Source organism: Variovorax sp. MHTC-1, from assembly GCF_003984645.1.
GTDB lineage: Bacteria > Pseudomonadota > Gammaproteobacteria > Burkholderiales > Burkholderiaceae_C > Variovorax.
In genome coordinates, this window is record NZ_RWKI01000025.1 from 35,774 (window position 1) to 47,733 (window position 11,960).

Genomic DNA, 11,960 nt, shown 5'->3' on the forward strand with positions numbered 1-11,960 from the left:
TGCGCCATCCGTCAGGACTCGGCCGTGAAGCCGACCTTCTTGACCAGCGGACCCCAGCGCTCGAATTCGGCGCGCTGCGAGCGGGCCATCTCCTCGACCGTGGAGCCCTGGGCGATCAGGCCGACCACCGCCAGGCTGTCGACGACGGCCTTTTCCTTGATCGCGGCGTTGATGGCTGCGTTCGCGGCGGCGATCACCGCAGTTGGCGTCTTCGCCGGCGCGTAGAAGCCGAACCACTCCTCGGTCGTCAGCTCGGCAAAGCCTTGTTCCGCCAGAGTCGGCACCTCGGGCGAGAAGGGCGAGCGCGCCTTGCCGGAGGTGGCGAGGAGGCGCAGCTTGCCGGCCTTGTGGTTGGCGATGAAGTCGCCGCTGGGCGTCACCATCGCGGCGATCTGGCCGCCGACCACGTCGGTCACCCCGGGAATCGAGCCGCGGTAGGGCACATGTCGGAGCTCCACGCCGTTGTTGATGCCCAGGAGCGCGCCGATGAAGTGCGGCGTCGAGCCGGCCGCGGGCGACCCGTAGCTGGCCTCGTTGGGATTGGCCTTGGCCCAGGCGAGGAAGTCCTTGACGGTCTTCACACTGGCAGGCACCAGCGGGCCCACCGCCAGGCCGTGGTGCATCACGGCGGCGATCGACACCGGCGCGAGGTCCTTGACCGGGTCGTAGCTGAGCTTGCCGTAGATGTGCGGGTAGATCGAGGTGCAGGAGAAGGGCGTGAGCGCAAGCACGCTGCCGTCGGCCGGCGCGCCCTTGAGCACCTCCAGCGCGATGCGCCCGCCCGCGCCGGGCTTGTTCTCGACGACCGCCGAGTTGCGCGTGAAGGCCGAGCCTGCGAGCTTTTCGCCGACGCGGCGCGCCACGCTGTCGCCGGCGCTGCCGGCCGGGAAGCCGTAGAGGATCTTCACCTGCTCGATGGTCTGGGCCAGCGCGGCCAGCGGGTGCAGGGCGGCGAGCGCGGCGGTGGCGCCCAGGGTGTGAAGGAAGTGGCGGCGATCGGTCATGGTGTGTCTCCTCGAAAGTTCTTTGGATCGGTTCTTCAGACGGCGAATTCGGGGCGCGGCAATCCGATGCGCGGCAGGCCCATCATGTCGCGCGCCTCGGCCGGCGTTGCCGGCTCCATGTCCATCTCGCGAATGATGCGCACGATGCGTTCGGTCAACTGCAGGTTGGTCGCCAGCTCGCCGTGACGGTAATAGAGGTTGTCTTCCAGGCCCACGCGCGCATGGCCGCCCAGCAGCAGCGCGCTGATGTTGGCCTCGAGCTGCGAGGGGCCGATGCCGCTGACGCAGAAGATCGCGCCCTTGGGCAGCGTGTCGACCATCATCTGCAAGTGCCGCGGCGAGAAGGGCATCGCGTTCTGGAAGTTGCGGTGCACGTTCATCACCAGGTTGATGAAGTAGGGCGCTTCGTCCAGGCCCTCCTCGATCAGCGTGGTGGTGTCCTGCAGGATGTGGGTGGGGCTGAACACCTCCCACTCGGGCTTGATGCCGCGCGCCTTCATGCCGGCGGCGAGCTCGCGGCCCTTGGTGAGCGGCGTGTCCATCAGGATCTCGCGGCCTTCGAAGCTGAGGTTGAGCGTGGTCGCGTCCAGCGTGCACATCTCGGCGCCGGCGTCCATGCCTTTCACGCGCTCGTCGAAGGCGATCTCCCAGCGCCCCCCAGGCAGCGGCTTGATCATGTCGCCGTGCACGCCGCCGCCGGTGGAGTTGTTGATCACGATGTCGCAGCCAGCGGCGCGTATGCGGCGGTTGATGTCGCGGTAGACCTCGGCGTCGCAGGTGGCGCCGTCGTCCGGCCGGCGTGCATGGATCGCGGCCACGCTGGCACCGGCCTTCCAGCAGGCGACCACGTCCGCCGCGATCTCCTCGGGCTGGGTGGGAAGATGCGGGTTCTGCGACTTGTGCGCCATGCCTCCCGTGGGGGCGATGGTCACGATCACCTTGCGCTTCGACATGGGCGTTCTCCTGTGGATGGCGCGCTATTATTTTTGGCGGCTGCCGCCCCGGCAGTCATTGCGATGACATTTGAGATCAGGGTTTACGAGCCGCAGCCAGCAGGAGCGTTGATGCAGCACACCAGGCCGAGCCAAAGACCGCCGGCGTCCTTGTCGATTCCCGAGCTGCTGCAGCGATCGGTCTGGTTCCCCGGGCTGGACGCGGCGGCGCAGGCGCGCGTGCTCGAGGACATGCGCGAGCAGCCGGTGGCCGCCGGCGCCGCGCTGTGCCGCCGCGGCGACACGCCGCTGCACTGGTACGGCACGCTCGAAGGCCTGCTCAAGTGGTCGATGACCTCGAACGACGGCCGCTCCGTCACCTTCGGCGGCCTCTCGGTCGGCAGCTGGTTCGGCGAGGGCACGTTGCTGCGCGCCATGCCGCGCTCGGCCGACATCATCGCGCTGCGCGACAGCCGCGTCGCGGTGCTGCCGCTCGACACCTTCCAGTGGCTGCACCGCACGCAGATGAGCTTCAACCACTTCCTGCTGAACCAGATCAACGAGCGGCTGCACTGGTTCATGGGCAACTATGCGGCGCACCGGCTGCTCGATGCCGACAGCCAGGTGGCGCGCGCGCTCGCAGGCCTGTTCCATCCGTGGCTGCACCCGGGCAGCGACGTGCACCTGCAGACTTCGCAGGAAGAAATTGCCAACCTCTCCGGCCTCTCGCGGCAGCGCTGCAACGCCGCGCTCAACCGGCTGCGCGAGGCGGGACTGCTGCGCATCGAGTACGGCGGCATCACCGTGGTCGATCTGGAAGGGCTGCGGCGCTTCGTCGAGTAGCGCTCAGAACTTGCCCGGCAGGCGGGGCGGGCCGTCTTCCTCGCCCGTGCTCTCGTCGTCCACCGATGCGATCTTGAAGCGCGCGGCTTCATGCTTGTGGGTCAGGTCGGCGTAGCGGTCGAGCTCGGCGCTCCCGGCGGGCATCTGCCGCGCGCAGTCGACGAAGAACTGCGACTCCTCGAAACTCAATCCGTGCAGGACTTCCTGGCCCTTGGAGTTGATCGCCAACAGACTGCGGCCGGAAAGCTCGGCGCGTTGCGCATCGGATATGTCGAGATGTTTCATCGTCGGTCCTTTTCTCATGCTCGCCAGTCTGGCCCGGCGGCGCGGGCCGCGCGCCGGACCGCGCCGCATCCGGCGCGAGGATCAGGCTGACGCGGGCGCCTGCGCTGCGCCCGTCGTCAGGTGTTGCCGTGCACCGACAGCGCCGCGCGCAAGCCGCCGAAGCGCCGGCGGTACTGCGGCGGCGTCAGGTTCACCTGGCGCTTGAACAAGCGGCCGAAGAAGGCGGCATCGTCGTAGCCGACTTCCTCGGCCACCGCCGCCACCGGCAGGCCGCTGGTCTCGAGCAGGTGCTTGGCTTCCTCGATGCGCATCGTGTGCACGTATTCGAGCGGCGCCATGCCGGTCGCCAGCTTGAAGCGGCGCTGGAACGAACGCTGCGGCAACCCGCTCTGCTGCACCATCGCGGCCACCGGCGCCGGGTCGGCGTAGTGGTCGGCGATCCATGTCTGGCAGCGGCCGATCAGCGCGTCGTCCACCTGCTTCGAGCGCGCCACGCGCGCGAAAGGCTGCTGGCCGACGTGGTGCCAGTCGATGAGCAGCACCCGCGCCACCTGCATCGCCGTTTCCACGCTGACGCAGCGCGCGATGATGTAGAGCCCCAGGTCCATCCACGAGCTGCCGCCGCCGGCCATCACCAGCCGATGCCCGTCGCCGGTGGCGACCAGCGCGCGCTGCGGTTGCACGCGCACGCTGGGGTGGAGGCGCTGCATGGTTTCGCAGTAGGCCCAGTGCGTGGTCGCCTCGTGGCCGTCGAGCAGGCCGGCCTGGGCCAGCAGCATTGCGCCGGAGCAGGCGGCGGTCACCAGCGAGCCGTCCGCATGGCACTGGCGCAGCCAGGCGGCCTCGGCCTCGAACAGGCCCGGCTCGGCGTCCTCGGGCACCAGCAGCGACTCCGGCACGCAGACCACCGTCGGCGAGCTGCATTCCGACAACGCCATCTCGACGCGGATCGGCAGCTGGTTGCAGCCCGTCACTTCGCCGGCCTGCGCGCCCACGATCACCGGATCGAGCAAGGAGCGGCCATAGCGGCCGTTCAGCATCCATGGCCAATCGCGGCCTGCCGACTTGAACATCTCGTACATGCCGTAGACCACCGCAGCGGAACTCAGCGGCGTGGCGACGATGGCGATCCGCGGGAGCGGCGCGTTGGCGGTGGTGGTGGCCATTGAAATACCTTCGTGCTTCGCACCGCGGTGCGAGCTTGCTTGGGGCGGCCCGGCGCTGCGCTCATGGCTGATTCGTCAGTCTTGTTGCCGGAATGGCTTCGTGCCTTGGAGACCGGCGAATTTACGCTCTATGCGCAATCCGCTCAACCATTCCCCAAGGACCTCTCCCATGACCACGACCCTCCGCGATGCCCACGGCCAGGCGCTTTCCACCACCGACCGCGCATCGCTTGCCGCCTACGAGCATGCGCTCGACCTGTTCCACAGCTTTCGCACCGACCCGGTCGCGGTGCTCACGCCGGTGCTCGAACGCGATCCGGGCTTCGTGTCCGGCCAGCTGCTGATGGCCGGCATGCTGCTGACCGCCTTCGACGGCCAGCTGCACGGCATGGCGAAGGCCTGCGTCGATGCCGCGGCGGCCAGCCCGCAGAAGGCCAACGAGCGCGAGCAGTCGCTGATCGCCGCGCTCGGCGCCTGGAGCAGCGGCGACGCGCTGCGCGCCAACCGGCTGCTCGGCCGGCATCTGATCGACCATCCGCGCGATCTCTTCGCGCTGCAGCTCGCGCACCTGGGCGATCTCTTCCTCGGCCATTCCTTCATGCTGCGCGACCGCGTTGCGCGCTCGCTGACCCAGTGGAGCGCCGACGACAAGGGCTACGGCTACCTGCTCGGCATGCACGCCTTCGGCCTCGAGGAGTGCAACGACTACGCGCGTGCCGAGTCGGTCGGCCGCCGCGCGTTCGAGCTGCAGCCGCACGACAGCTGGGCCGTGCACGCAGTGGCCCACGTCTGCGAGATGCAGGGCCGCTCGGCCGACGGCATCCGCTGGCTGAAGGCGACGCAGCGCCATTGGGCGACCGATTGCGGCATGGCGGTCCACAACCACTGGCATCTGGCGCTGATGCACATGGGAAGCGGCGAGATGGAAGCGGCGCTCGCGCTCTACGACGACGCGGTCGCTCCTGCGCCCGAAGCCATTGCGCTGAACCTCGACGATGCCAGCGCGCTGCTGTGGCGCTTCGGCCTGCGCGGCGTCGACGTGTCGGCGCGCTGGCAGGCCCTGGCTGCACGCTGGCGCCTGCAGGCCGCGTGGGGCGTCAGCGCCTTCAACGATGTGCATGCTGTGATGGCGCTGGCCGCGGCCGGGGACGACAGCGCGGCGAAAGCGGGCATCGCGGCAATCGCCGAAGCGGCCCACGGCCCCGCTGCGCAAGCCGCCGCCGCCGCTGCCGTCGCGCTGCCGGCCGCCAGCGCGCTGCACGCCTTCGCGGCCGGCCGCTACGCGCAGTGCGTGGAACTGCTGCTGCCCGTGCTCGCCGCCAGCAGTCCGCTCGGCGGCAGCCATGCCCAGCGCGACCTGCTGCATCTCACGGTGATCGAGGCCGCGTCCCGCGCCGGCGACCGCGCGCTCGTGCGCGCCATGGGGGATGAGCGGGCAGCGCGCAAGGCCGTCGTTGCAGCCAGGCCCGCGCGGGTCGAAGACCATGTGGCGGCCTGAAGGACGCAGCCTGACCATCGCGCACCAGCGCAGCCATCGGCTCTTGCGCTCGCGCGGGCGCCGCATCGGCTGCGTCGAGGGCGTTGTCTGGGTCACGCTGGACCGGGACGAACGGGACATCGTGCTCGACGGCGGCGAATTCTTCGTCGTCGATTGCGATGCGCCGGTCTTGATCTTTGCCTTGCGAGGGCCGGCGGTGGTGGACATCGCCGGCGCCGGCCGCCATGGATAGCCTGCAGCTCATCCACACCTTCAGGGAGGTCGCCGCGCGCGGCAGCTTCTCGCGCGCGGCCACGCGGCTGCGCATCTCCAAGCCCACGGTCAGCAAGCATGTGGCGGAACTGGAGAAGCGCTTCGACGTGCGCCTGCTGAATCGTTCCACGCGCGCCGTGAGCCTGACCGATGCCGGCCAGGTGCTGCTGGAACGCAGCGCGCCGCTGATCGAGATGGCGGCGCTGACGCGCGCCGAGCTGCAAGGCCATGCGAGCCGGCCGCGCGGACGGCTGCGCGTGACGGCGCCCTACGGCCTGGAGCGCACTGCGTTCCCCGACATCCTGGGCGAGTACATGCGCTCGCACCCCGATGTGCACATCAGCCTGCGCGTCACCAACGGCGCCGTCGACCTGGTGGAAGACGCCTGCGACATCGCGCTCCGGCTCGGCCGGCTGCGCAACGACAACCTGATCGTGCGGCGGCTCGCGCGAGTCGACTGGGTGCTGTGCGCGACGCCGCAGTACTGGGCCAGGCGCGGCATGCCGGCGCACCCCGAGGACATGCGCACGCACGAGGTGCTGAGCTTCATCTCACGCGCAGGCAGAGCGCTGCTGCCCTTCGAGGTCGATGGCCAGGCCTGCGAGGTGCCCGTGACCAGCCGCATGGAATGCAACGAGCCCTCGGCACTGGTCGGCATTGCGCTGAGCGGCCTCGGCGCCGTGGCGGTGCCGGCGGTGCTCGCCCGCCCGCACCTCGAACGCGGCGCCCTGGTCCCGGTGCTGCGCGACTTCATGCCGCGCGACATCTGGTTTCACGCCGCCTATGCGCAGCGGCGGCACAACAGTGCGGCGCTGCGGAGCTTGCTGGGATTTCTGGAGCGGCGGATCGCGGCGCCGGCGCTGGCCTGCTAGCAGCGGGGGAGAGTCCTTCGTCGCGGCGGCCGCGCGCGACGCGCACGATTTCTCCCAACTCGCAGCGCGGGCTCGCCCACGCTTACTGCACGAACCGGTTGCCGCGCGACAGGATGGTCAGGTCCACCATCGTGCTGCCGTGGCGGCTGGTCGGCGAGTAGGTGAGCACGTAGCCACCGAGGTCCACGCGGCCCAGCGTGCCCATGGCCTGCAGCACGCTCTCGCGCGTGGCCTTGGCGCCGCCGGCCTTCTTGAGTGCGACCAGCAACGTCTTGGCGGCGATGCACGACTCCAGCGAGGTGTAGTTCAGCTTGCCGCCGTTGAACGCGGTCAGCGCCTCGGCGCAGCTCTTCACCACCGGCATCGCCACCTGGTTCGAGATGCGCGGCGACGGAATCACCTGCGACACCACCGTGCCGCGCGCCACGCCGCCCAGCGACTCGGCCAGCTCGTCGGGGTTGACGAAGGACAGCGCGGCCACCGGCACCTGCTGCGGTTTGCCTTCGACGGCCTTGAAGTAGTCGCCGACCTGGCTGAACTGCGTGGTCGCGAGCACGTAGTGCGGCGCGTCCTTCACCAGCGCCTCGACCGTGGCGGGCTCCATGGCCGCGCCGCGCTTGGTCGCCACGCCCTTGGGCTTCGGGAGGCCGGCTTCGGTGAACGCGGCGGCCGCGGCCTCGTAGTTGCTGCGGCCCACCTCGTCGTCGTAGTGCAGGATCACCCCCTTGTCGGAGCCGACCGTGCGCTTGGCCTCCATCACCTTGACCGCCTCGTCGCGATACGAGGCGCGGATGGTGTAGACGTTGGGATGCTTGCGCAGGCTCAACGAGCCGCTGAAGGGGGCGAAGAACAGCACCTTGTTCTGCTCTGCCAGCGGCAGTGCGTCGAGACTGTTGGTCGCCGAGTTGTAGCCGAACAGCACCATCGCGCCATGCTGGCCAAGCAACTGCTGCGAGTTCTCGAGCGCGCGCTGCCGGTTATTGGCGTTGTCCAGCGTGACCAGCTTGATGGCGCGGCCCAGCTCGTTGCTGGCGTTCGCCCTGGCAAACACCGCGAGTGCGCCGTCGCGCATGTCGCGCCCTATGTCGGCATTGCTGCCGCTCAAGGGGACCGACTGGCCGATCACGATGTCCTGTGACCAAGCAGGCTGAATCGCCGCCAGCACGAGGGCCATCGGCGCGAGAAATCGTTTCATGTCGCTGTCTCCTCGAGAGCTTGTTGTGGCGTGCGCCCTCTGCACGGCCACTGAGGGGCAGTGGCGGAGCTAGATTAGCAGCGGGGTCGGGGGGAGTAACACCTTGTGGTGACAACGCGTCGGGGAAGGTGGAAAGTAAGTCACATTGCGGGGCGCTAGTGGGCAGCTGGCTGGGGAACGCCGAAATGGGTGCGAATGGGTTGATCAATGCCCAGGGGGCTGCAGGGCAGGGCCATCGAAAGGGAGAACTGCCTCGCCTTTGGTTTCTGGCAAGAGCATGCTTTGCCATGACGCGTTAGATGTCTAGTGAGAGTAGCCGTAGTGCGATCCAGCCCGACGGCGTGATTTTGTCCACTACGACCTCAACCTGCGGGCCTCCACCCAGCGGGATGAACTTGCGTCTCAAGGATCCAATGGATGCAGCGACACCTTGAGCAGCCTGAATCTTTCTTTGACGCCGCGCTGTCTTCGCAATTCCGTCCCTCGTTGCATGTTCGCCCAGATACGCGGACATCAGCTGCCTCCACCAGAGTTCCGCGGTGACGATCGCCATTTGCCCTTCTCCAAGCTCCGACTGCTCCAACTCCGAAAAGCTGCGCCAAGGTCGGTCGTCGCGATGAGCTGCCGGTAGAAGTCGCGGAAGTGGCCGAGTAGCTCAGCCGGCTGGCGCGGGGCCGGCCTGGCGCTGCCGCACGCCGCGCAGCAGATTGCCTTCCGGGAGTACCTGCACGCGGTCAGCGAGTCGGGGCGCGCATCGCACGCCTGGAGCAGTCGCTGCGCGATGCGCTGGCGGACTGGCCGCTGGCGCCGGTGGTGGCCGCGCTGCAGGCGCTGCGTGGGGTGCAGGTTTTGCCGCGATCACGCTGGTGGCCGACGGAACGCGACAGCCCGCGCGTCCCCGTCCGTAACCATGCTTCCCAGGCCAAGCGATACAGGACCTGCCTTCAGCGGATGACCAGCCGGCACGAGCGGATGATCGAAGTCATCGGAGGCCGTTCGCGTCATCCCAAGCTTGGACATCACAGCACGAGAACGCGCGTTGCCAGGCACGGTCAGCGCCACGATTTCAGATAGATCAACGATTTCGAAGCCGAACTCCAGGGCTGCTTGAGCTGCCTCGGTGGCGAAGCCTTGTCCCCAGTATGGGCGAGCCAAGCGCCAGGCCGCACTATTCCACGACATGAACGCCGAGGTGCGAGAACGCACATCTCCGAGGCCCTTTGCGGGCGCAAGCTTCATCCCACACCAACCCATTCAAGCACTTGAAGGAACCCAACTCTATCGAGATTGAGACTGCCATGAATCTCAATGCCGCCGAAGAGCTCGCCCGCGACGTATCCCGATCCCCCACCCACTCCTGAGGAACCCTCGATGAAACTCACCCTTCGCCAGATCCAACTCCCCGGCCGCGTGCGGCTCGAGTTCGCCGAACAGGGCGGCCGCTCCAGCACGCCGGTCATCGCGCTGCACGGCGTGACTGACTCGTGGCACTCCTTCGAGCCGGTGCTGCCCCACCTGCCATCCGAACTGCGCGTGATGGCGCTCACCCAACGCGGCCATGGCGACAGCGACAAGCCGGCCGGAGGATACCGGCCCGCCGACTTCGCCGCCGATATTGCGGCCTTCATGGACGTGATGGAGATCGAGCGCGCGGTGCTCGTCGGCCACTCGATGGGAAGCGTCAACGCGATGCGCTTCGCGATCGACCACCCGTCCCGGGTCGCCGGCCTGCTGCTGGCCGGCACGATGCCGTGGTTCGGCCGGCCACCCGAGCTGGTGGCGTACCACCGCGAGCACATCGTGCCGCTCGCCGACCCGGTGCCCGTCGCCGTCGCCCGCGACTTCCAGCAGAGCACGCTGGCCCGGCCGATCGCCGCTTCGATGCTCGAGCGCTTCGTCGCCGAGAGCCTGAAAGTCCCGGCGCATGTCTGGCGCGCCGCCTTCGCCGGCTTCATCGGCGACGACTTCTCGCCGCGCCTGCGCGAGATCGAGGTGCCCACGCTGATCGTCTGGGGTCGGCACGATGCGTTCTGCTCGGCTGCGGACCAGGAGGCGATGCTGCGCCTGATCCCGACCGCCCGGTTCCTCGAGTACGCCGACGCCGGGCACGCGATGCACTGGGAGGAGCCGCAACGCTTCGCACTCGACCTGAGCCGCTTTGTCGCCTCGGTCGCCGTCGGCGCGGCCATCGGCTGATCCGGAGGGCCCGACGATGACCGTTCTTATCGACGCCCTGGGACATCCGGTGAGCGGTGCCACCGCCGCCGCGATCGACCACTACGATCAGGCCGCGCACGAGATGTGCTGCCTGATCGGCGACCCGCTCGCGACGATCGACCGTGCGCTCGCCGAGGCGCCAAGCATGTCGATCGCGCACACGCTGCGTGCCTGGCTGCACCTGCTCGGCACCGAGGCGCCGGCGCTCGCGACCGCGCGCGAGGCGGCCGAAGCCGCGGCGCGCCACGCCGGAACCGATCGCGAGCGGATGCATGCTCGCTCCGCCGCGCTCGTCGCCGCCGGCCGCTGGCGCGACGCCGCGCGCGTGCTGGAGGACCTGTCGGCGCAGCACCCGCGCGACCTGCTCGCGCTGCAGGCCGGCCACCAAGCGGACTTCTTCACCGGCGATTCACGCATGCTGCGCGACCGCATCGCGCGCGTGCGGCCGCACTGGAACGACGCGATGCCGGGCCACCATGCGGTGCTCGGCATGCACGCCTTCGGGCTCGAGGAGACCGGCGACTATGCGCAGGCCGAGCGCACCGGACGCCGGGCGATCGAGTTGCAGCCGCGCGACACCTGGGCCTGGCATGCGGTGGCGCATGTGCACGAGATGCGCAATGCGCCGAAGGACGGCATCGCCTGGCTCGAGCCGAATGCGGTGCACTGGTCGCGCGACAGCTTCTTCGCGGTGCACAACTGGTGGCACCTGGCGCTGTTCAAGCTCGAGCAGGACCGGCACGACGAGGTGCTCGCGATGTACGACGCGTCGATCGGCGGGCCGGGCTCGGGGGTCGTGCTCGACATGATCGACCAAAGCGCACTGCTGTGGCGCCTCGCGCTGCGCGGCGTGGACGTCGGCGACCGCTGGCAGCCGCTGGCCGAACGCTGGGCGCCGCATGCCACCGCGGGCAACTATGCGTTCAACGACCTGCACGCGATGATGGCCTTCGCGAGCGCCTGGCGCAGCGATCTCGCCGCGCAGCTGCGCGAGACACAGCGTGCCGCGCTCGCCGGCGACGGCGACGCCCGCGCCTTCACCGCCGAGGCTGGCGAGGCAGCGACGTGCGCCGTGCAGGCCTTCGTGGCGGGCGACCACGCGACGGTCGTCGCGCTGCTGCGGTCGATCCGCTCGAGTGCGCATCGCTTCGGCGGCAGCCACGCTCAGCGCGACCTGCTCGACCTGACGCTGATCGAGGCGGCGCTGCGCAGCGGCGATCGGCCACTCGCGGCAGCGCTAGCGGCCGAGCGGGCCGCGATGCGACCGGCGAGCCCGCTCGCTCAGCGCTTCGTCGCGCGAGCCGCGGCGTGATCGATGCCTGCACGGCCGGCCCCCGGGCCGGCGACGGCACGCACAATCGCGGTCAGCGCGAGGGCGTCGGCGAGGTAGCGCGATTCGAGGTGCGCGGCGCCGGGTCGAGCGTCTCGCCGCGGGCCCGGCGCGTCAGTTCGTCGGTGTCCCACCGCGAGGCCTGAGCTGGCTCCAAACGTTCGTGCACAGCCAGTCAAACACCGGGGCCAGGTCCCTGGCGGCGATACGCGCGTCGAGGTCGGGCAGCGCGCGGCGCAGCGTGGTCCCGGTGACATCGAAGAGGCTCCTCAACGAAGGAGCGGAGATGCAGGAACCGCGGCTCCCGGCGAAAAACCGGAGTGCGACCACGCGCGATCCGGTTGCGACAAGCGTTTGAAGGGCCAG

At 69.3% G+C, this 11,960-nt stretch carries 13 protein-coding genes; 6 read left to right on the forward strand and 7 right to left on the reverse strand.

Going from position 1 to position 11,960, the window contains the following annotated elements; genetic code table 11:
- Positions 1 to 11 precede the first annotated feature (11 nt).
- Together EJI01_RS25095 and EJI01_RS25100 are read right to left on the reverse strand one after the other, a co-directional pair.
- Positions 12 to 1,004, reverse strand: a complete 993-nt coding sequence (locus EJI01_RS25095; RefSeq protein ID WP_126839841.1) for a Bug family tripartite tricarboxylate transporter substrate binding protein — start codon at positions 1,002 to 1,004, stop codon at positions 12 to 14.
- A gap of 35 nt (positions 1,005 to 1,039) precedes the next feature.
- The gene (locus tag EJI01_RS25100; protein WP_126839842.1) at positions 1,040 to 1,957 is read right to left on the reverse strand and encodes a 3-keto-5-aminohexanoate cleavage protein; all 918 of its coding nucleotides are present in this window, start codon (positions 1,955 to 1,957) and stop codon (positions 1,040 to 1,042) included.
- A 111-nt stretch (positions 1,958 to 2,068) separates the two neighbouring features.
- On the opposite strand from EJI01_RS25100, the gene EJI01_RS25105 reads away from it, so the two are divergent.
- Positions 2,069 to 2,779: a Crp/Fnr family transcriptional regulator gene (locus EJI01_RS25105; RefSeq protein ID WP_126839843.1), complete on the forward strand. Its 711-nt coding sequence runs from the start codon at positions 2,069 to 2,071 to the stop codon at positions 2,777 to 2,779.
- A gap of 3 nt (positions 2,780 to 2,782) precedes the next feature.
- Here EJI01_RS25105 and EJI01_RS25110 read toward each other — a convergent pair whose 3' ends face one another.
- Together EJI01_RS25110 and EJI01_RS25115 are read right to left on the reverse strand one after the other, a co-directional pair.
- Entirely contained in the window at positions 2,783 to 3,064 is a 282-nt protein-coding gene (locus tag EJI01_RS25110; RefSeq protein WP_126839844.1) for a hypothetical protein, read from the reverse strand.
- A 116-nt stretch (positions 3,065 to 3,180) separates the two neighbouring features.
- A complete protein-coding gene (locus EJI01_RS25115) occupies positions 3,181 to 4,230 on the reverse strand; it encodes a GlxA family transcriptional regulator (RefSeq protein ID WP_126839845.1) in 1,050 nt (349 codons plus the stop codon).
- Positions 4,231 to 4,399: 169 nt separating this feature from the next.
- Between EJI01_RS25115 and EJI01_RS25120 the strand changes: the two genes are divergently transcribed.
- From EJI01_RS25120 to EJI01_RS25130, 3 genes are read left to right on the forward strand one after another with little or no spacing between them, the layout of a single operon-like run.
- The gene (locus EJI01_RS25120; RefSeq protein WP_126839846.1) at positions 4,400 to 5,728 is read left to right on the forward strand and encodes a tetratricopeptide repeat protein; all 1,329 of its coding nucleotides are present in this window, start codon (positions 4,400 to 4,402) and stop codon (positions 5,726 to 5,728) included.
- The gene (locus tag EJI01_RS25125; protein WP_185879048.1) at positions 5,715 to 5,960 is read left to right on the forward strand and encodes a DUF2917 domain-containing protein; all 246 of its coding nucleotides are present in this window, start codon (positions 5,715 to 5,717) and stop codon (positions 5,958 to 5,960) included. Before EJI01_RS25120 ends, EJI01_RS25125 begins: the two co-directional genes overlap by 14 nt.
- Positions 5,953 to 6,852, forward strand: coding sequence for a LysR family transcriptional regulator (locus tag EJI01_RS25130; protein WP_126839848.1), 900 nt, complete (start codon positions 5,953 to 5,955; stop codon positions 6,850 to 6,852). The genes EJI01_RS25125 and EJI01_RS25130 overlap by 8 nt, the downstream gene beginning before the upstream one ends.
- An 82-nt stretch (positions 6,853 to 6,934) precedes the next feature.
- On the opposite strand, the gene EJI01_RS25135 is transcribed toward EJI01_RS25130, so the two are convergent.
- Positions 6,935 to 8,047 carry an ABC transporter substrate-binding protein gene (locus EJI01_RS25135; RefSeq protein WP_126839849.1) on the reverse strand — a complete coding sequence of 371 codons (1,113 nt, stop codon included), beginning with the start codon at positions 8,045 to 8,047 and terminating at the stop codon, positions 6,935 to 6,937.
- Positions 8,048 to 8,905: 858 nt separating this feature from the next.
- Positions 8,906 to 9,286 (reverse strand): GNAT family N-acetyltransferase, encoded by a 381-nt coding sequence (locus tag EJI01_RS29725; RefSeq protein ID WP_409513983.1) that lies wholly within the window; start codon positions 9,284 to 9,286, stop codon positions 8,906 to 8,908.
- A 132-nt stretch (positions 9,287 to 9,418) separates the two neighbouring features.
- On the opposite strand from EJI01_RS29725, the gene EJI01_RS25150 reads away from it, so the two are divergent.
- Both EJI01_RS25150 and EJI01_RS25155 read left to right on the forward strand, forming a co-directional pair.
- Positions 9,419 to 10,243, forward strand: a complete 825-nt coding sequence (locus tag EJI01_RS25150) for an alpha/beta fold hydrolase (RefSeq protein ID WP_185879049.1) — start codon at positions 9,419 to 9,421, stop codon at positions 10,241 to 10,243.
- Between the two features lie 16 nt (positions 10,244 to 10,259).
- Positions 10,260 to 11,576, forward strand: a complete 1,317-nt coding sequence (locus tag EJI01_RS25155) for a tetratricopeptide repeat protein (protein WP_126839852.1) — start codon at positions 10,260 to 10,262, stop codon at positions 11,574 to 11,576.
- Between the two features lie 132 nt (positions 11,577 to 11,708).
- On the opposite strand, the gene EJI01_RS29460 is transcribed toward EJI01_RS25155, so the two are convergent.
- A partial coding sequence (locus EJI01_RS29460) for a hypothetical protein (RefSeq protein ID WP_260602672.1) occupies positions 11,709 to 11,960 on the reverse strand: 252 nt, incomplete at its 5' end.